Origin of the sequence: Pseudomonas sp. MWU16-30317 (assembly GCF_020515695.1) — a bacterium.
Classification (GTDB): Bacteria; Pseudomonadota; Gammaproteobacteria; order Pseudomonadales; family Pseudomonadaceae; genus Aquipseudomonas.
Genome location: NZ_JAIWJA010000009.1, coordinates 1 through 18,497 on the forward strand (window position 1 = coordinate 1; position 18,497 = coordinate 18,497).

Below are 18,497 nucleotides of genomic sequence, written 5' to 3' on the forward strand. Positions count from 1 at the left end.
AGGATATCGGCCGATTCCTAATGGAGCGATACAACTGGCGGCGACCGCATCAGTTCAACAAAGGGCTAGCGCCTGCGGTCGCTGAGGGAAAACTCAATTCAGTGTCCGGGATCAGTTGACCACTACAATGATGCGTCTGCGGTCGGTTTGATTCGCGTGTCCGCGATGGCAGGTTATGAATTGCCGATGGCAGAAGTCGTCCACCTGATTAGACACCTCCGCACGATTGAAGCTGGACCTTTAGATTGGCTTGATGAGACAAACTGGCCTCCCCTACATTTTGAAGACAGCAGACCTAAGTTATTGAATATTGCCCAGCTTTTTCAGGGGCTGAATTTCAGAGGGAACCCTTGGAATATCCTTGTGTCATGGGTTATCGATGGCCTTGGCCTTGGAAGAAGTCTTCATCTGGCCGATGACTCTGGAAGCAAAATGAAGGGCTTGGCTCTTTGGCAATTCCTTAATTTTTGTCGCAAGCAGCCATCAGGTCCTGGGCTGCCTTGCATCCGATTGCTTGATCGGATAAGACGGTTGGTTTTGATTTCTGGTGATCGTGGCCTTCGCCATCTGCCAAGGGCCGCTGGCGGAGTTGACGCTGTACGTCTGATGACTATTCACGGCAGTAAGGGGCTAGAGTTTCCGGTTGTCCACTTGCCTGGCATGGTGGCCGCAAGCTTACCCCGGAACAACAGGCCGCCACGTTGCCTGCCCCCTGACGGACTAATCTACGGTGCTGTAGGGCTGTCTGGGCTTGAAGCCGTGAAAGCTGGGCACGAGGAGGAAGAGGAATGTCTTTTTTTTGTTGCCATTTCCAGAGCTCAGGATAGGTTGTTCTTGTACGCGTCATCATTGCAGGCTGACGGTAAAAACCGCAGTAAATCGAAATTTCTGAGCCCTATCGGTCAACATTTAAATCAGGTTGCTAAGCCGCTGCTGTTAGCCGTGGATTCGTACTCAAGAACTCTGCTGGAGCTTGTTTGGGAGGAAAAACCCAATTGGGATGATAGTCAAATTGCTCAGTTTGAGCGTTGTCCCCGTAGGTTCCTGTATTCCCACGTCATCGGACTTGGAGGGCGTCGTACCGAGACGGCCTTTCTCAAAATGCACAATGGTGTGAGGGCCGTCTCACAATGGTTAAAAGCCGAATATGAACACATTCCTCCCAGCGCGGCTCAACTTGATGCAGCCTTCGAGAAGGCATGGTTGGCGGAAGGCGCTGTCGATCATGGCTATTCTGAGGACTACAGAATCATTGCCCGTCGGCTGGTGGACTACCTTATCGAAAGCCGAAGCGTTGGCACGCCGATTCCGGTCATGCCAATTTTATTAGAAGGGGTTCACGGCAACGTTGTTGTAACACCAGATAGTGTTGTACGAGGCGGCAATGGCCAGACCATTGTGCGGCGAGTGAAGACGGGTAAGCCAAAATTCAATGGGTTTGACGATATCGAGTACACGTTGCTCCACATGGCAGCAACTCAGAACTACGGCGCCTCTGTCAAAATTGAGGTTACGTATCTCACTAGTGAAACGACTGATGAGATGTCCATTACGGACCGAAAACTAGCCTCGCGAAAGGAAAATTCTGCGCGGATGCTGGGTGAAATTAGCTCTGGTGCTTTTGGTCCGAAGCCGGAATCGAGGGTATGTCCCTCATGTCCCAGCTTCTTCATCTGTGGTGACTTACCTGCAGGGATAATTGTTGGGAAAAAAAAATAGATCTGCTTTCCGGTTTCCTCCAGTGCTGCGATTGACCTAGTGAAGGCCAGAAAACTCGCAAAATGCGAGCGGCTATCTGAGGTGATCCATATGCAATCTCAACACCCTAGCAGTGACAATCGTATTCCGGTAGAAGACGTCGGCGCTGCGATCCGTGAGGGGCGTCCCCTCAATCCTGCTCATTTTTACAGCATCATTATCGCTGATGAACAGCTTAGCGAACGTCATTTGCAGCTGAGTGACCCTGTGCCAACTGGGCGGCAAATTCTTATCGCTGCAGGCGTTCGTCAGGTTGACGAATACAGCGTCTATGCAATTCTCCCCTCTGGTGAGTTTGAGGATTTGCGGCTTGATGAGACTTACGACCTGCGTGAGCGAGGTGCCGAAAAATTCATCATTTTTCAGACTGACCGCTCGTTCAAGTTCAGCATCGATGATAAATCGATGGAGTGGGGTAAACCGGCTATCAGCGGTAAGGTTTTGAAAACTCTCGCCGGTGTCCCAGCTGAGACTTACGATGTTTACCTTGAAGTGCGAGGCGGGCAAGATTTGCTGATACGTGATTCTGATCTGATTGATCTAGGTAAGCCCTGAATTGAGCGCTTCATCACTCTTATCCGTGATACTACGGAGGGCCTGACAGGCCTCCCGGAGGCAGATCAGCGCTATCTCCAACGTCATGGGATTGCTGCGCAGGTGGTATGCGAAGGTCCTCATACGGGCGTAGTACTCCAGCAAGTACAGTTGCCAGAGAATAAATTCGATCACCCAGCGGCAGATATCCTCGTAATTCTACCTCCCGGATACCCAGATGTTGCGCCTGATATGTTTTTCTGCGATCCGTGGTTGAAACTGGTGACGGTAGGTCGGTATGCGACATGTGCAGATCAGCCACACGTTTTCTCCGGACGCAACTGGCAGCGCTGGTCTCGGCACAATAGTGCATGGCGGCCAGGAGTTGATGGTCTGCACACCATGATCAAGCGCATTGAGCATGCGTTGATGGAGGCCAAGTAATGTCCGGCGCAACGTTGGATATTACTTTGATCGAATCTCATGAAGCGGCGCTTCGTGCGCTGCTTTACCGAGAGGACGGTTCAGAGGCTGCTGCCTACGTCCTTTTCGGAAGAGCTGAGATCAATGAGGATCCTTGGTCAAAACACCCACGCATTCGATTGATCTCGCACGAAGTAGTTCCGATCCCCCCAAGCGAGGTCATTTCCTCCTCATCTGTCCACGTGACGTGGTCCACGAAGGGTTTTATGCAACTGTTGGGAGTTGCACAAGATCGTGAACTGATACCTGCTTTGGTTCACACCCACCCTCGTGCAGATGCTTTTTTTTCTGACCAAGATGATCGTAATGAGGCTGAGCTGGCCCGCACAGCATTCAACAAGCGGAGTGTGGGACTCGCAAGTCTAGTATTCGGGGAGAACGGGGCCATCGCCGGACGCCTTTGGACATCACCTACCGCGACTACAGATGCTTCGAAGATCTCCATTGTCGGTAACAAAATAGACATTCGGCAGCGTCAGAAGCACCATGAAAAGTCCGGGATGCTAGATCGCCAGGCGGCACTCTTTGGCAAGGGATTCAATCCTATCGTTCGTTCGCTGCGTGTGGGTGTAATCGGCTGTGGAGGCACAGGCAGTGCGGTAGTTTCACTGTTGGCACGTTTAGGCGTTGGGCATCTTGCGCTAATCGACAATGACACAATCGACACGACGAACCTCAATCGTGTGCATGGCTCACGAGCAGATGATGTACGGGATCAGTTGGCCAAGGTGGACATTCTTGCTCGTGAAATCGAGGTTTGGGGGCTTGGTACGCACGTGGTCACGAGCAAGGCTTGGGTAGGCAATCCAATGCTCCGTGATGTGTTGAAGTCCTGTGATGTACTTTTCGGATGCACGGACGACAACCAGGGACGGCTGACATTGAACCGTTTCGCTCACTTTTATGGTGTCCCGCTTGTTGATTTGGGATTGCGTATGCGCTCCGCGAGAGGTGGAGCCGAATATGAAATGACCGGACGGGTCACCACTATTAAGCCGGGCTCCCCCTGCCTGATGTGTCTTGGGGTCGTCAATCCGCAGAGAGCCGCCGCCGAAGGACTGCAGCGTAGCGATCCTATCGAGTATGAGCGTCGTAAGGCTGAAGCTTATGTTGACGGCGGTGGGGATCCTGCTCCGGCTGTCGTAACGTTTACCACAAGCATAGCCTGCGCCGCAGTCGATGAGCTCATCCAAGGGCTAACAGGATTCCGGGGTGCAGAGGGCATGGTTCACAACCGGATTCGTCGATTTGATCGCGTAGAAGACCGCTCCATGACCTGTAAGCCTATGCAAGGGTGCCCTGTTTGCCACAACGAAGCGGTTTGGGGACGCGGCGACGTCAACCCGTTTCTCGGCGTGATAGGGTGAAACATGCGGTATTTTTTCGCTACTACGTTGCGTCGGTTTGGATGGCTGAATGCCGATTATCTGATAAAGAAGGTCTCTCGCCACCCGGGCAAGACCGTGATCCCTGTTGGTGAGCTTTGGTTAGTGATTGATGGTGAGATTAGCAAATGGGCTTGCCTCACCTGCCCAGGAGGATGTAACTCCAGCATCTCGCTTTCGCTGAGCCCTGATCGGAGGCCTCGTTGGACTGTAGAGCAGGATTTCTGGGGACGTCCCACGATTGCGCCGTCAGTACACCAACATAGCGTTTGTAAGTGCCATTTTTGGATAAGAGAAGGCTCGGTAGTTTGGTCAAAATAATGAGTATATTTGGAAGGCGGGCTGTAATACGGTTAAAGAGCGCTGAAGGTATCTGTATGTTTTGTATATACTTTTGCTTAATAGGTTCACTTCGGTAATCCTTAGTATAAGAGTCTGGTGCTACGATCACTAGTAGCGTCTGGGCAAACATTTTCCTCTAGTTCGGGTGATTCAAAAGGAAGGTTTATGAATATAAAACAAGCAGTAATGCTTTCTCGAACTCAACGATGTGCTGGCGGTGGTCTTCTATTCATCGGAGCACTCTTCTATTTTATCAGTCTTCTTATGGCTATATATCATACGGCGCAGAGCATGAATGACTCGGCGCTGCTCTGGCGGTTTGGCGCGATAATTCAAAACTTCATTGCGGCCATATTTGAACTAACCGCGCCCTACATCGGTTTCGTCTGGCGGAACGTGCCGACCATCAATCAGGCAGACCCATTTACCTACGGGAATCTACTTTTTTTGGGCCTTGTTGGTGTCATGATAGTGGGCAAGCAATTGGTGCTTGCCGGTCGACGGCTCCGGGCTCGCATTCAGCGTCAGATTGATCGCGTGGAAGAAATGCAGTGGCACAATTCGATGATGGCGAGTCGTACACCAGCTGGCACCTCAATCTCTGCCAATTTGATTGGCCAGATCAACATTTTGCAGCAAACCATGCCACCTAATCCAGATGGGGGGTGGTGGACACGGCCTTGGGGACTTATCGGGCTTTCGATCGTCAGTGGATACTTTGTGGCTGTGTTAGCAAAGCTGACTGGGATGCTTTGAGACGCTGCCCCGTATAAGAAGCCCTGAAGATCTATTTCTTAGGAGGATATGGACTCTTGCATACTAAATTGGCATGATGTTGATTTGCCATTTGAATTGCTATGCAACAGAGCGGCACTCGGGCTAACGCATCATGATCGTGTTAGTGGGCTCAAAAAAATAGCTGCGAGCCAGACTAGTCAGGGAGCGAAGTTTATGTTTGGGGTAAAGAGCTTTACCAGTGGTAGTCATAAGAATTTTTACGTTTCGGGAGCGTCAAGTCCAGATAAACCGCTTAAATCTGTTATCGTCGGAGACAACGCCGCCGGTAAGACACGATTTATCGTCTCCGTTATTGATGCTTTTAGACTTTTGCACCAGGCTAGATCAGGTGGTGGACCTAGAAAGCTATCAAATCGCCGCAAAGATCTTACGTCGACAAGTGGCGATTTAAGATTATGCTATTACACATCTGCGGGCTTTGTAGATGCTCAGGTTGATAGCACAACTTTGAAAGTTACCTTGGATGGTGGGCATATATTTCCAGGGGAAATTCCTTTGCCCGCTCGAATAATTGCGATTAGTAGCGCATATAATGATAAGTTTCCTTTTTCAACTAATGATGAGGAGTTAGAGGGGGATTTTTATAAATACTGTGGGCTTCGTGAAACAAGCAATGCTTCGTGGAGCGCAACCTTAGCTAGGAAGACCATTGAGAATCTGTTGATGATGGATACTCTCGGTGCTGCCGTTCCCATTGAGGCCTTGTTCGATCAGCTAGGGTTGCAAACTAAATTCAGGATCTCGCTTTCTGCTACGAGTAAAAGAAAATTTTCAGAAGCGCTAAGCAGTCCAGATGCTTTACTTGAATATATTCATAATTATTCAAATTATCAGCGTCGAATGCAGGTCGATATGTTTACGTCCACCTCAAAAAAAGACGTGATGTCTATATTTGAGGGGTATAAACATTTAAGGCAGCAGACTGATAAGTCACACTATTTTGATATAGATTTAAAAAGCGATGGGCGGGGTCATAGTGAAATATATGATTTCTTAAATATTGTAAGGCGAGTAGGCCTGATTAAGGATGTCCATTTAGAACTATTTAGAGTTGGCGCTTATGAATCTTATGCATTCTCTAATGCAAGCTCTGGTGAAACTCAGTTGCTTTACGGTTTTTCTAGTATTCTAAGGTATGCGTGCGACGACTCTATAATTTTTATTGATGAGCCAGAAGTCAGCCTGCATCCTGCTTGGCAGATTCGTTATGTGGGGCTGTTGAAAAAAGCATTGGTAGCTGTTAAAAATTGTCATTTGATTATTGCTACGCATTCGCATTTTATCCTTTCTGATTTGGATGAGGCTAATAGTTCTCTCCATGTTTTTAAAAAGGAAAAAGATGGTGGTATTTCTATCGAGAATCTCGAGTATTCAACTTATGCATGGAGTCCAGAAAATATTTTGTACTCTGTTTTTAATGTTAGAACTATCGGTAATCATGCGTTCGAAAAAGATCTGCAGGAAGCATTAAATCTGATTGCAGTTAAAGACAGCGATCTGGTTCGCTTGTCAGTGCTAGCATCTAAGTTTCAAGGGCTGGTGTTCGACTCATCGGATCCGCTAAATAAGGTGATTGGAGCAATCAGGGGATACTCTGATGGCCATCACTAATTGGTATTTGAATATTGACAGGCTGCCTCAGTTTCCCGATGAGGTAATAGATTATTTAGAGAGCCTAAAACCACACAAGGCCGCCCTTTGGGATAAGACAAATAAAGAAATGGCGGAGTATAAGTCTGCCCTTCTTGAACAGCTAGCTGAAATTCAGGATAATAGATGTGCTTACTGTGGTCTTAGTTTGGATTGGAATCTCGTTGATCGAGAGCATTTCGTTCATAAGGGGCAGCTTACTGGCTATCCGGAGTTCATGTTCAATCTAAAAAATCTATTTGCTGCTTGTGGGTTTTGTAATCGTAGAATTAAAGGTCAAAGAGTTACACTGCAAACATATAATGAGAATTACGATGAGTGTGTTTTTTGTATAATTCATCCATTTTTCGACACGCCAGAAAACGAGATTGAGTTCTTGGAGTTGCAGCAAGGTCAGCATATTCTTGTGAAGGCTCTGACACCTAAAGGCCAATCTACAATAGATTTCTTTTTGCTCAGCGACAAGCGCTTGACCGTTCGACGGGCAGGTTTTATTGCGGAGCGTGAGTTAGAAGCTGAGATGGACTCAGGGGCTTATGCTGAATTGAAGTTGGTGTCTTACTATCGGCCAGATTGACCAACCTATAATTATTAAACGGCGAAAAACCTCTGCCTTTAGCTTTGCGTTCAAGCCTGTGGGTGAGTGATGGTTGGTGGGCCCCTAATTTTGACACGTTGATAAACTTCGTCGACTTTTATGGTTGAAACTTTACGATTCTACCTGGTTTTTCTACGCTAAACCGCTATAATCCAACTGGGGCTTGGAGTAATCTTTACATATCTTATCTCACCTATCCTTTCCCGTTCTAACGGCTATCTGATCCTGCTGTTACAAGAAGCCGCGACCTCAGTGTCGCGGTTTTTTTTGCGCTGCTGTAGCCGAGCTTTATAAAATCAGAGGCTGCCGTATAGGTGTGTAGAACTATAAGTCTCAAGAATTTAGCTACTTTATCCATGAGTGCTGTCCGCATCTTGTAGGAAAGCTAATTTCATGTTACTCGGCGCCGCGTCACTAGTAGCTCAGTCGAAGAAGCCTGATTGTTTGTGGTTCTAGTCGTCCTGATGGCGGGCCAGGTTTTTGACCCTGTGCCCGCTGAACAGATGTATATATCAAATTGCTTTGTAGACCTGCTTATCAATGCGTTTAAATCGCAGGCAGTATCATGCCCCTCCGACCTTGATCTTCAGCACATCATAAGGCGCCGCCCGCAAATCCTTTCCACCATTCAACCCTGGCGCCCGCTGCCACTGTCCGATCGTCACATACAGATACCCATCGCGGTAATACAGCCCATCCGGCCAGATCAGCCGCGGGTCCTGAGCCACGAGGCTGAATTGCCCCTGGGTATCTTTGGCGACGATCGCATGGTGCGAAGCATCACCGTAATACAGGGTGCCGTGCTCATCTACCGTAATACCGCCGTTCGACGCCGCCTGCCCCTCGAAGTGCACGGCCTTGGCCAGTTGCGCCTCGCTTTGTTTGGGGTCGCTCAGCAGCGCGGTGGGCAGGCTGTAGGTGTTGGCGTTGGTTGGGATAGTCCAGTACAGGGTTTTGCCATCCGGCGACAGCTCGATACCGTTCACGCCACCTTGAGGCATGGTGGCGTGGTCCACGCTGTAGGCGTGAGGTTTGCCCTCGACCCAGGTCATGTAGCCAGGGGCTGGTGATACCTGGGGCTGGTCCTTGAACAGCTCGCGTACCTTGCCGCTGGCGATGTCGACCACCAGCAGCGAGCTGTCGGGCTTGGAGAACCCGTTATTGGAGATGTACACGGTGCCTTGGGCGCCGTGCTGCATGTCGACCCGCAGATCGTTGAGCTGCTCGGTGTCGCGCAGTTGGGGCTTGTTGATCAGGATCGTCTTGCGCACGGTGCGTGTGGGGATATCGATGGCCACCAGCTTGGCGCTGTCGCGAGGGATGGCATCGATGCCCGCGCGTTTGCCTTCGTCCAGCACCCACAGGGTGTTGCCACTCAGGGTCAGCCCTAGCGGTGAAACTAGCCAGTCAGCCAGGGTTTTATCCGATGGCACGGTGTGGGCGGTGTCCGGGAAGGCCACTGGCTGGCCGTTGACGATTTCCACCAGCGACGGGTCGCTGTGGTTGACTCCGGCTCGCGGGATGGTCAAGAACATCCGGCCGTCGGGGGTGACCACCACGCCTGAAGCTTCATTTTTTTGCAACGATACGGCGACTTGCACATTTGCCGCCGGGGCGCTGGGCGTAGCGAATACGGGAGTGGCGGCACAGGCGATAGCCAGTGCCAAGGCGCGCAGGCGATTGGGGCTGAAGGGCCGTTCCTGGGTGTTGCGCATAGCGGTGCCTCCTAGGCAGATATAAACCGTCACTGAGACTGAAACCGGTTTCAGTCCGGGTTTCAAAAAAAGCCCGTAGAGGGCTGATCAGCGTATGGAAACATCCCGCGACGGCTTTGTTCCGTGAAAGATCGTTTAGCCAGCGTTACATTTAATGTCAGCGAGCTTAATCAGGTTGTCGTATCAGAACGTTCAGCGTTCAGCTCTTCCAGGGCCGAATGTTGGAATTCGAACAGCTTTTCCCGCACTCGCATCAGCGTGAACCCCAGCAGATTCAACCCCTGCCACGCCTCTGGCGACTCGGCCCGAGGATCGTCCATCGCCAGGCCGATACCCCAAATGCTGTCTACTGGGCTGGCCTCTACCAGCACGCGATCGCGGCTCGCCAGCAGGAACGCCCGGCATCCCAGGTTCTGTTCGAATTTGGCCAGGTTGGCGGCGAAAACGATCTCGCAACGTGCCTCTTCCCAACGTTGCTGATCGAAGCCTTCAACCTCGCGACCGAGCTTTTTCGCTTGCGCGGGCGTCTCTATCCGGATGATTCGCTCGGCCAGTTCAGGGTCGCCAAAGAAGCGCGCCTTCTCGGCCATCATGTAATGTTCCGCCGTGCCGTACTCGTGGCCGTCCAGTGTAAAGGCCGCCGGATACCACTGGCTCAGGCAGCTACGGTCCACGGCATGGGGGTGGCGGGGCGTGTGGCCCCAGAAAAACAGATAGTCTGGATGGACGCCACCTGCAATGGACGCCTGTAGCGAACGAATATCGTTGACCCCTTGCATGTACTGCTCCTGAGGTGTGGCAATGGCGAAATTCCTGAAGCTTAGCAAGCCTGGTCGCGAATGAGCGCGACCAAGGAATCCCTGATACCTCACTCGTCCAGCGCCAACCCCTCCAACTCGACCCCACACATCTGCGCCAATACCTCCACCACCAGCGCGTGATCTTCGCGCTGTGGCAGCCCGGAAACCGTCACCGCACCGATAAACCCACCCTTGCGCAACGCAATGGGAAAGCACCCGCCATGGGGCGCAAAATCGATCATGGGCAATCCCGAAGGATCCTGCAGTGTCTGTCCGTCACGCTCCAATGTCAGGCCGACTGCATAGGAACTCTGTTCCAGTAATTCGGTAACATTGCGCTTGCGCCGCGCCCACTCTGCATTCACCGCTACAGTGCCCGGCATGGCATACAAAAACACCGTGTCGCGCGCGATCCGCACTTCGATAGTGGCTGCAGCTTCCCGCGCCTCACACGCCAGCTTCAGTCGATTGCCCAGATCCCAGGCGGTGGCCTTGTCGAAATGCTCGAACCTGATGGTCTGCTCCTGCAGGGCGATACGTCTCAGGTCTTCTGTTATATCCATTGTTGTCGCTCCGAGTCGTGATGTTGTTCAGCCGGAGAGTGTAGGGCACAGAGACCAATCTGCTCAGTCCAATAGCAATCCATGCCAGAGGCCCCCAGGCGCCAATAACAGCTTGCCTGCCATCAGGCAGCACACGCCGATCAACAAGGGTTTGATCAGTCGCGGACCAAAGCGCACCGCACATCGCGCACCCAGTTGTGCGCCCACGAAAGCGCCCACGGCCATTGCCAGCGCCAATGGCAACAGAATGTTGCCCATCATTGCGAACACCGCCAGCGAGCCCAGGTTACAAGAGGCATTGAGCAGCTTGCTGTTGCACACTGCGCGCAGTATGCCTTGGCCCATCACCAATACGAACGCAACCATGAAGAACGACCCGACACCTGGGCCGAACACGCCATCGTAGAAGCCGATCAATGGCGCCAAGGTCAAGCAGAAAACTACGGCTGGCAGCTTGGCACGGCGTTCGTCGTTACTGAGTTTGGGGCTGAGCGCGAAGTAGATCGCGACGCCGATCAAAAGCACCGGTACCAGCGCTTCCAATACAGCCCGGGGGATCAGGTTGACCGACAACGCTCCCAGTGCCCCGCCAACAAACGCCATGGCTGCCATGGGCAAGCCGCTGCGCCACTCGATCATCCCCTTGCGGGCAAAGGCAGCGGTAGCCGACACCGTCGCCGAGGCCGCTTGGAATTTGTTGGTGGCGATGGCAACCAACGGGTCAATGCCCCCCAGGAGCAGTGCGGGCAGGGTAATCAGACCGCCGCCGCCGGCGATTGCGTCGAAGAAGCCGGCCAGCAGCGCGACGCCGGCCATGATCAGGATCAGCGAGAGTTCGATTTCCAACAGCGGATTTCCTTGCGTGAGTCCTCAGCCCTTGACCTTCAAAGGGTCTGCATTGAGGACAATGGGGGAGACGAAGCGCGAGTAACCGAACAGGCGAATCAGCAGACGTCGGTTGTCGCGGATGATGTCTCGGCAGTGCAGCGCGCGATAGTTGTTGATCAATAGGGCATTGCTCGCGGTCAAGGTGATCTTGATGACTTCACTGCCGCGCACCTGAGTGTTCAACGCTTGAAAGGCGGCAATCGCCGCTGGGCTAGCGTTTTCGTTCAGCGAGTAGCGATAACTGTTGTAGCGCAGCGCATAGCCGCCGTTGACGTCGAACTGCAGGATCGAGACGGCTTGCCCGCTGGAACCGCTACCGGTAACGAAGGAGTCGCTGCGGGTGTAATCGAAGGACGCGGAAGTCAACGCGAGTGCGGCTCTGGCACCGATGCGGTCGATGACCGGCGTCATGGGGATGATGCAGGTGGGCTCGCCCAATGGGTTCCAGCGCGCCGTCAGGATGAGTGTGGACGGCGCTGGAGAATGCCCGTCGAGCGGTTCAATCGCGCAGTGGTACGGCGCCTCGGTGTGAGGGCCGAGCGGCAGGCCTGCATGTGAACTGAGTTCAAGGCTGCTGTCCGAGGGTTCGTCGGCGCGGGGTAGCAGGCCACCGCCGCAAAAATTGCCGACAAAACGAATCAGTCGGGCGTTGTTGTCCATGTCGTAGGCAAACGCCCGATGTTTTACCAAATGCAGCAGTATCTGATTGCGTGCCGCCAGGTGCAGGCATTCAGGGGCGTTTTCCAGCACATGCAGCGGCGGTAAATCACTTGGGGGTGGATCCTGCCGAGGCGGCAGCAGCCCCGAGCACTCCAGCACGGCGAGATGACCGTCTGAATAGCGCCGCACAATATCGCGCTGGCCAGCGTTGAAGCTTCGATATAACCGTAGTGCCGCTGCGCTGGCGCAAGCAATGGCCCCGGGCAACTCGGGGCCTCCCGCAGCGGCAATGCGGTCGGCACTCTCGGCCAGCAGCGCGGTTTGAGTGGGCGAGAAAGACAGTTGTTCATATTCAAGATCGACGGTTGTCGACGCGTTTTTATGCGCGTGCATAGGGAGGATTCCATTCTAGGTGTTGTTCTTGTTGTCCTGAAACGCCCCTAGAATCGATTCCCCTGCAATCGATGTACAGAGGGAAATGCTGCCTGATAACTGCCTTTCTATTTGAAAATGTAACGACGTAAAAATTTGTTTCTGTATCAGTCAATCAACCCCTGCGCATCGTAAAACGGATACGGCCCTGGATAGTCACCGAGCACACCGGTATGGGTCACCAGGCCCTCCTGCGGATGCCACCAGTGCAACAGATACCCCGCCGGTTCCAGGCCGAAATGCGCTGGGGCATCTTGTTGCAGATCCAGCACGATTTGATGCGATGTCCCGGGGCACACATTCACCAGGCTGCCGCCAAAACGCTTTTGAATCGGCCGATGCAGATGCCCGCAGAGCAAGCGCTCGACCTGTTGGTGACGCGCCACTACGCGCTCGAATGCCGCCGCGTTGGCGAAGGGTTCGCTGTCCATGTGGCCGATGCCGGTGATGAAGGGTGGGTGATGGAGAATCAATACAGTCGGTACATCGGGCCGTGCGCCGAGGCGCTGATCGAGCCAGGCCAGTTGTGCATCGCTCAGTTGGCCGCCATGGGCGCCGGGGACGGTGGAATCCAGCCCGATCAAGCGCACCGGCCAGGCCTCATCAACCCAGTCGAGCGTGCCTCCGGTGACGGGCAGGCATGACTGCCCGCCAAACGCCGCGAGCATCTCCCCGCGATCATCATGGTTGCCCGGCACCAGGTAGAACGGCATGGCCAGTTCAGCCAGTAGCGGTGCGAGTACTGCATATTCATCGGCCCGGCCGAAATCCACCAGGTCACCGCTCACGACCACTACATCAGGGCGCGGCACACAGGCGTTCAAATGCGCCACCATGCGCTTCAAGGCGCCGAGGGTATCGACCACGCCATAGCTGAACTTGCCGCCGGCCTTGAGGTGGGGATCGCTGATCTGGGCTATCAGGAACGGCCGGCTCATGCCACGACCTCGCTGCGACCCGCGCCGTTGTTGAGTCGAAACAGATGCCGAGGCGCGATGCCCAGCGCGATGGCATCGCCGACTTGAAGGTTGGCGGCCTCATCGCAGTCGACCAGTAGCGGCTGCGCTGCGCCGATATCGACCAGCAAACGGCTATGGGCACCCTGAAAGAACTGCGCCACCAAGCGCCCATGCAAATGGCCATTGCCACTCGCGACCTGCAGGTGCTCAGGGCGGCAATACAGGGTGTCGGGAAAATCACCAGCGCTCCAGGGCAGCTCGCCACCTTGCACCTTGAGCCCGGCCTGGCTGCGCTCCAGCACGGTGAAGGCGTTGAGGTTGCCGACAAAACCCGCAACAAAGCTGTTGGCCGGTTGCTGATAGATGGTCTGCGGCGTAGCGAGCTGTGCGACACGCCCCTGTTCCATCACCAGGATTCGATGCCCGAGCGCCATGGCTTCGCCCTGGTCGTGAGTGACGAATACCGCGGTGATACCGAGGTGGCGCAGCAGTTGGTCGAGCTCGCTGCGCAGGCGTTCGCGCAGTTGCGCATCGAGGGCGGCGAGCGGTTCGTCGAGCAGCAGCACCCGAGGGCGCGGCGCCAAGGCGCGGGCGAGCGCGACACGCTGGCGCTGGCCGCCGGACAATTCGTGAATGGCGCGCCGGCCGAGGTCCTTGAGGCCGACCAGCTCCAGCAGTTCGGCGCAACGGGTGTGGCGTTCGGCCTTGGGAATGCCGCGGATCTTCAGGCCATAGACGATATTGCCGGCGACATCCAGATTGGGGAACAGCGCGTAGTTCTGGAACACCATGCCCACGTCACGGCGTTCGATGGGCAGGGCGGTGACGTCCTCCTCGCCGAACAGCACGCGGCCGCTGTCGGGGCGCTCGAGGCCCGCAATCAGGCGCAAGGTAGTGGTCTTGCCGCAGCCCGACGGACCGAGAATGGCCAAGGTCTCGCCGGGGTGGATATCCAGGTCCAGCGAATGCAAGGCGACGGTGCCGTTGGTGAAGGTCTTGCGGCAACCTTCGAGGCGGATAGGGGTGCCGGTCATCGACGGTCTCCACGGGCAAGGTGGTTGCTGACGGCTTGCAGGGCAATGAGCAGCGGCACGATCAGCAACAGGAAAATCAGGGTGTAGGCGCTGGCGACTTCGAGCCGCGCCGAGGCGTAACTGTCTGCAAGGCCCACGGGCAGGGTCTTGGTCAGCGGGGTATGGAGCATCCAGGTCAGGTTGAACTCGCCCAGCGATAGGGTCACCACCATCAGCACCCCGGCGACGATGCCGGTGCGGCAGTTAGGTACCACGATGGTGAAAAAGCGTTCTAGCGGGCCGGCGCCGAGGCTGGCGGCGGCTTCTTCGAGGAAGGGCAATTGCTGGCGCTGCATCACTGCCATCACCGGGCGTACCAGAAACGGCAGGGTGAAAATCACATGGCCGACCAGAATGAACAGCCAACTGCCCCGAAAGGCGCCGTACTGGCCATAGGTGAGCAACAACGCCAGCGCACTGGCCAGGCCGGGCATGGCCACGGGCAGCACCATCAATTCCTCGAAGGCGCGGCTATAGCGGTTGTTCATGCGCACCAAGGCATAGGCCGCCGGCACACCGATCACCACCACGCAAAGGGCGCAGGCAACGGCCAGTTGCAGCGACAGCCAGACCGTATCGGCATAGGCGTTCCATACCTGCGCCAGCCAATCCAGGGTCAAGCCGCTGGCGACCACGCCCTGGAAGTAATTGCGCGTCACCCCGGCCAGCAGCGACATCAGCACCGGCACCAACATGAAGCTGCACACCAGCACCACGAACGTCAGCTGACTGTAGAACCACACGCCACGTTTCATAGGTTGGCTCCCGTTTGCCGAATCAAGCGCCGGGCCAGTAGCAGGGCGATCCAAGTGATCGCGCCGAGCACGACCGACAAGGCCGCCGCCATGGCGAAGTTGGCGTAATTGGTGAAGGTGTTGTAGATCGCCACCGGGGTGACGTTCAGTTGTGTGCCCAAGGTAAAAGCCGTGCCGAACGCACCCATGGCGGTGGCGAAGCAGATGGCCCCGCAAGACACCAGCGCCGGCGCCAGCCCCGGCACGATCACATCCAGCACCACGCGCCAAGGTTTCGCGCCCAGTGAGCGGGCGGCTTCTTCAAGGCTGCTGTCGAGGGTGTCGCACGCGGCCATGACCGTCAGGATGACCCGCGGAATGGAGAAATACAGATAGCCCACAAACAGCCCGATCAATGAATACGCGAACACCCAGTGCTGGCCGAACAGGCTGGCGGCGAGGCCCTGGCGACCGCCCAGCAGAATCACCAGAAACCCCACCACCACACCGGGGAAGGCCAGGGGAAAGGTCAGCAGCGCCACCAGGGCCGAGCGCCCGAAGAAGCGCTGGCGGGCGAGAAAGCATCCCACCACCGCCCCGATCAGGAGCGCGGCAGCGGTGACGACAACGGCCAGCGCGCAGGTCTGCGCCAGGCTGCTCAGGTATTGCGCGCTGCTCAGCACCTGCCAGTAGGCGGTGTCATGGCCGTCGCGGCGTTGCAGGCCGAGGGCGATCAAGTGCACCAATGGCAGCAGCCAGAACGCGCTCAATACCGCCAGCGCGGGAGCCAGTGCCAACGCTGCTGGCGCTGGCAAGCGCCACGGTCGACGCGTCGCAGCCATGACTGGCAGAGCTCGCGCGCTCATCATTTGACCTCACGCAGATACTGCGCGCTGAAGGCTTCCTGCGCGGCAGCCATCTGCCCGTAATCCACGGTACCGGCGCGGGCATAATCGGCCTCGGGCAAGAAGCGCTTGGCAACCTCATCCGGCATCTGCACCGGGCGCACCGGGCGCAGATAGGCATTGGCCCACAGCGCCTGGCCCTTGTCCGAGAGCACGTAGTCGAGGACCTTTTCGGCATTGGCGCGGTGCGGCGCATTTTTGGCCAGGCTCATCACGTAAGGCACTGACACCGTACCTTCGCTAGGAATCACGAACGCCACATTGGCCTTGTCCTTGTAACGGGCGCGGTAGGCGTTGAAGTCGTAGTCCACGAGAATCGGCAACTCGCCCGACAGCACTCGCGCATAGGCGGTCTGTTTGGGCACGATCGGCGAGTTTTTCGCCAGCTTGCGGAAGTAGTCCAGGGCCGGCTCGAAGTTGTCGAGGGTGCCGCCCATGGCGCGGTTGATTGCCACTGCCGTCACGTAGCCGACAAAGGCGCTGGACGGATCGAGGTAGCCGACCATGCCCTGGTACTCCGGCTTGAGCAGATCAGCCCAGCTTTTTGGTACTGGCTTGCCGCCCAAGGCGTCGACGTTGACCATCAGGCCGAGGGTGCCGGAGTGGATCGCGAACCAGTGACCCTGCGGGTCCTTCAGGCCCGCGGGAATATCATCCCAGCCCTTGGGTTTGTAAGCGTCGAGCACCCCGGCCTTCTGCGCCTGCAGGCCGAAGGTCACGCCGTAATAGACCACATCGTCCACCGGTGCAGCCTGTTCGGCCACCAGTTGTGCGAGCGCCTGGCCGGAGTTCTTGTTATCCAATGGCACGTGCACGCCGGTGTCGGCGGCGATGGCCTGCAACTGGGTGCCCCAATCGGCCCACTCGGGCGGGCAGTTGTAGCAGATGGCGGTTTCGGCGGCCGGGGCGAGGCGGGCGATGCCCAGCAACAGCACGGCGGCCAGGGTACTAGCGGACCTTTTCATGGGGGATGCTCCAAGTGAGGGCGATGCTGTCGCCGGGGCGGATATGACAAGGCAAGCAAATAGAGGCAGGGGCACCGCCGCCGATCAGGGCGAGCAATTGGTCGATCACGGCCTGGGCCAGCGCCTCGATGGGCTGCACCACGGAACACAGCGAGGGATGAATCTGAGTGCCGAGGGCGATGCCGTCGAAACCGATCACCGACAGGTGCCGAGGTACCTGGCGACCGCCGCGACGCAGTTCGGCGATGACGCTGATGGCCAGTAGATCGTTGGAGCACACCAGTGCCGTCGGCGCTTCAAGGCCGCGCAACCAGGGCGCTAGCACGCTAAGGTCGGCTCGGGTGTGGGCGGGCATTTCGAGTACCGGCATCGGCTTCAGGCCGCGGGCCTGCAGGGCGTCGCAATAACCCTGATAACGCAGGCGGGCGCGGTCCGATTGCAGCGCGGGGCCGGCGACCATGCCGATATGGGTGTGGCCCAGCTGCAGCAGGTGCTCGGTTGCCAGTTGCATGCCGGCGCGGTTGTCCACCGACACCGCGCTGAAGTCGGCGCGTGTCGGTTGGTGGTAGGCGAGCACGAACGGCGTGGCTTCGCGGCTCAGGGCATCGAGCAGCGGATTGTCCTGGGCATCGGTGACCGTCAGTACCAGGCCGTCGACGCGCTGGCGCAGCAGGTCCTCGACCACTTCGGCCTCGCGAGCGCTGTCGTAGTCGGTGGTGGCCAGCAGCAAGTTGTAGCCGTGCACGCGGGCGACCCGCTCCATCGCCTGAAACTGCTCGGCGAACACCGGGTTGAGCAGGTTGGGTACGACCACGCCGATCATGTGCGTGGCTTGCAGACGGAACTGCCGACCCAGCCGATTGGGGCGAAAATTCAGCGTCCGCGCGGCGGCGAATACCAATTCACGCGTCGCCTCGCGGACCACATCCGGTGTGGCGAACGCGCGAGCGGCAGTGGCGCGGGAAACCCCCGCCAGTTGTGCAACATCTTTCAAATCGGTCATGGGCGCCTGTTTGAGATCGATCTCATTGGCGCCGATTGTGGCGTGGGGATGTGGCAGAAAAAGGACTGGGGTATTGCAGTTGTGTGACGGATGGAGCCCGTGTTTACTGGATCAAACGGAGTTTATTGGCTATCGGTTCAGCACAACTCTGCAAAATGCAATAATATCCGCCTTCTGCCTCGCGCGTGGCCTGGTCTGCCGGCCACCGTGAGCCATCATTGTCAACAGACCGTGCTGCACGGTCTCAACCAC

Annotated in this window: 18 protein-coding genes; 7 read left to right on the forward strand and 11 right to left on the reverse strand. The window is 56.1% G+C overall.

Going from position 1 to position 18,497, the window contains the following annotated elements; genetic code table 11:
* Window positions 1-186: 186 nt before the first annotated feature.
* The 7 genes from LIX93_RS22310 to LIX93_RS22345 all read left to right on the forward strand — a co-directional run bounded on the left by LIX93_RS22310 (window position 187) and on the right by LIX93_RS22345 (window position 7,527).
* On the forward strand, window positions 187-1,719 hold the full coding sequence (locus LIX93_RS22310; protein ID WP_226506237.1) for a 3'-5' exonuclease: 1,533 nt from the start codon (window positions 187-189) through the stop codon (window positions 1,717-1,719).
* A 90-nt stretch (window positions 1,720-1,809) separates the two neighbouring features.
* Complete coding sequence (locus tag LIX93_RS22315; RefSeq protein ID WP_226506238.1) at window positions 1,810-2,313, forward strand: multiubiquitin domain-containing protein; 504 nt, start codon at window positions 1,810-1,812, stop codon at window positions 2,311-2,313.
* Window positions 2,314-2,355: 42 nt separating this feature from the next.
* Entirely contained in the window at window positions 2,356-2,736 is a 381-nt protein-coding gene (locus tag LIX93_RS22320) for an E2/UBC family protein (protein WP_226506471.1), read from the forward strand.
* Window positions 2,736-4,142 carry a ThiF family adenylyltransferase gene (locus tag LIX93_RS22325; RefSeq protein ID WP_226506239.1) on the forward strand — a complete coding sequence of 469 codons (1,407 nt, stop codon included), beginning with the start codon at window positions 2,736-2,738 and terminating at the stop codon, window positions 4,140-4,142. The genes LIX93_RS22320 and LIX93_RS22325 overlap by 1 nt, the downstream gene beginning before the upstream one ends.
* 525 nt (window positions 4,143-4,667) lie before the next feature.
* Window positions 4,668-5,258, forward strand: a complete 591-nt coding sequence (locus LIX93_RS22335) for a YniB family protein (RefSeq protein WP_226506241.1) — start codon at window positions 4,668-4,670, stop codon at window positions 5,256-5,258.
* Between the two features lie 195 nt (window positions 5,259-5,453).
* Complete coding sequence (locus LIX93_RS22340) at window positions 5,454-6,911, forward strand: ATP-binding protein (protein WP_226506242.1); 1,458 nt, start codon at window positions 5,454-5,456, stop codon at window positions 6,909-6,911.
* Window positions 6,898-7,527: an HNH endonuclease gene (locus LIX93_RS22345; RefSeq protein ID WP_226506243.1), complete on the forward strand. Its 630-nt coding sequence runs from the start codon at window positions 6,898-6,900 to the stop codon at window positions 7,525-7,527. The genes LIX93_RS22340 and LIX93_RS22345 overlap by 14 nt, the downstream gene beginning before the upstream one ends.
* A 584-nt stretch (window positions 7,528-8,111) precedes the next feature.
* Here LIX93_RS22345 and LIX93_RS22350 read toward each other — a convergent pair.
* From LIX93_RS22350 to LIX93_RS22400, 11 genes are all read right to left on the reverse strand, one after another.
* The gene (locus LIX93_RS22350) at window positions 8,112-9,263 is read right to left on the reverse strand and encodes a major royal jelly family protein (protein ID WP_226506244.1); all 1,152 of its coding nucleotides are present in this window, start codon (window positions 9,261-9,263) and stop codon (window positions 8,112-8,114) included.
* A 170-nt stretch (window positions 9,264-9,433) separates the two neighbouring features.
* Window positions 9,434-10,042: an NADAR family protein gene (locus LIX93_RS22355; protein ID WP_226506245.1), complete on the reverse strand. Its 609-nt coding sequence runs from the start codon at window positions 10,040-10,042 to the stop codon at window positions 9,434-9,436.
* Between the two features lie 89 nt (window positions 10,043-10,131).
* Entirely contained in the window at window positions 10,132-10,626 is a 495-nt protein-coding gene (locus LIX93_RS22360) for a heme-degrading domain-containing protein (RefSeq protein ID WP_226506246.1), read from the reverse strand.
* 63 nt (window positions 10,627-10,689) lie between these two features.
* Window positions 10,690-11,475: a TSUP family transporter gene (locus tag LIX93_RS22365; RefSeq protein ID WP_226506472.1), complete on the reverse strand. Its 786-nt coding sequence runs from the start codon at window positions 11,473-11,475 to the stop codon at window positions 10,690-10,692.
* A 21-nt stretch (window positions 11,476-11,496) separates the two neighbouring features.
* Window positions 11,497-12,567 carry a hypothetical protein gene (locus tag LIX93_RS22370; RefSeq protein ID WP_226506247.1) on the reverse strand — a complete coding sequence of 357 codons (1,071 nt, stop codon included), beginning with the start codon at window positions 12,565-12,567 and terminating at the stop codon, window positions 11,497-11,499.
* Between the two features lie 146 nt (window positions 12,568-12,713).
* Complete coding sequence (locus tag LIX93_RS22375) at window positions 12,714-13,544, reverse strand: phosphodiesterase (protein ID WP_226506248.1); 831 nt, start codon at window positions 13,542-13,544, stop codon at window positions 12,714-12,716.
* Window positions 13,541-14,599 (reverse strand): ABC transporter ATP-binding protein, encoded by a 1,059-nt coding sequence (locus LIX93_RS22380; protein ID WP_226506249.1) that lies wholly within the window; start codon window positions 14,597-14,599, stop codon window positions 13,541-13,543. The genes LIX93_RS22375 and LIX93_RS22380 overlap by 4 nt, the downstream gene beginning before the upstream one ends.
* Window positions 14,596-15,393: an ABC transporter permease subunit gene (locus tag LIX93_RS22385; RefSeq protein WP_226506250.1), complete on the reverse strand. Its 798-nt coding sequence runs from the start codon at window positions 15,391-15,393 to the stop codon at window positions 14,596-14,598. The genes LIX93_RS22380 and LIX93_RS22385 overlap by 4 nt, the downstream gene beginning before the upstream one ends.
* Window positions 15,390-16,214 carry an ABC transporter permease gene (locus LIX93_RS22390; RefSeq protein WP_226506473.1) on the reverse strand — a complete coding sequence of 275 codons (825 nt, stop codon included), beginning with the start codon at window positions 16,212-16,214 and terminating at the stop codon, window positions 15,390-15,392. Before LIX93_RS22390 ends, LIX93_RS22385 begins: the two co-directional genes overlap by 4 nt.
* Window positions 16,215-16,237: 23 nt before the next feature.
* Entirely contained in the window at window positions 16,238-17,242 is a 1,005-nt protein-coding gene (locus LIX93_RS22395; protein ID WP_226506251.1) for an ABC transporter substrate-binding protein, read from the reverse strand.
* Window positions 17,226-18,245, reverse strand: a complete 1,020-nt coding sequence (locus LIX93_RS22400) for a substrate-binding domain-containing protein (protein WP_226506252.1) — start codon at window positions 18,243-18,245, stop codon at window positions 17,226-17,228. The genes LIX93_RS22395 and LIX93_RS22400 overlap by 17 nt, the downstream gene beginning before the upstream one ends.
* Window positions 18,246-18,497: the final 252 nt, after the last annotated feature.

Bases quoted from the DNA above. Each gene is read 5' to 3' on its own strand.
- LIX93_RS22310 (WP_226506237.1), top strand. From the start codon at position 187: ATGGCAGAAGTCGTCCACCTGATTAGACACCTCCGCACGATTGAAGCT.
- LIX93_RS22315 (WP_226506238.1), top strand. From the start codon at position 1,810: ATGCAATCTCAACACCCTAGCAGTGACAATCGTATTCCGGTAGAAGAC.
- LIX93_RS22325 (WP_226506239.1), top strand. From the start codon at position 2,736: ATGTCCGGCGCAACGTTGGATATTACTTTGATCGAATCTCATGAAGCG.
- LIX93_RS22335 (WP_226506241.1), top strand. From the start codon at position 4,668: ATGAATATAAAACAAGCAGTAATGCTTTCTCGAACTCAACGATGTGCT.
- LIX93_RS22340 (WP_226506242.1), top strand. From the start codon at position 5,454: ATGTTTGGGGTAAAGAGCTTTACCAGTGGTAGTCATAAGAATTTTTAC.
- LIX93_RS22345 (WP_226506243.1), top strand. From the start codon at position 6,898: ATGGCCATCACTAATTGGTATTTGAATATTGACAGGCTGCCTCAGTTT.
- LIX93_RS22350 (WP_226506244.1), bottom strand. From the start codon at position 9,263: ATGCGCAACACCCAGGAACGGCCCTTCAGCCCCAATCGCCTGCGCGCC.
- LIX93_RS22355 (WP_226506245.1), bottom strand. From the start codon at position 10,042: ATGCAAGGGGTCAACGATATTCGTTCGCTACAGGCGTCCATTGCAGGT.
- LIX93_RS22360 (WP_226506246.1), bottom strand. From the start codon at position 10,626: ATGGATATAACAGAAGACCTGAGACGTATCGCCCTGCAGGAGCAGACC.
- LIX93_RS22370 (WP_226506247.1), bottom strand. From the start codon at position 12,567: ATGCACGCGCATAAAAACGCGTCGACAACCGTCGATCTTGAATATGAA.
- LIX93_RS22375 (WP_226506248.1), bottom strand. From the start codon at position 13,544: ATGAGCCGGCCGTTCCTGATAGCCCAGATCAGCGATCCCCACCTCAAG.
- LIX93_RS22380 (WP_226506249.1), bottom strand. From the start codon at position 14,599: ATGACCGGCACCCCTATCCGCCTCGAAGGTTGCCGCAAGACCTTCACC.
- LIX93_RS22385 (WP_226506250.1), bottom strand. From the start codon at position 15,393: ATGAAACGTGGCGTGTGGTTCTACAGTCAGCTGACGTTCGTGGTGCTG.
- LIX93_RS22390 (WP_226506473.1), bottom strand. From the start codon at position 16,214: ATGGCTGCGACGCGTCGACCGTGGCGCTTGCCAGCGCCAGCAGCGTTG.
- LIX93_RS22395 (WP_226506251.1), bottom strand. From the start codon at position 17,242: ATGAAAAGGTCCGCTAGTACCCTGGCCGCCGTGCTGTTGCTGGGCATC.
- LIX93_RS22400 (WP_226506252.1), bottom strand. From the start codon at position 18,245: ATGACCGATTTGAAAGATGTTGCACAACTGGCGGGGGTTTCCCGCGCC.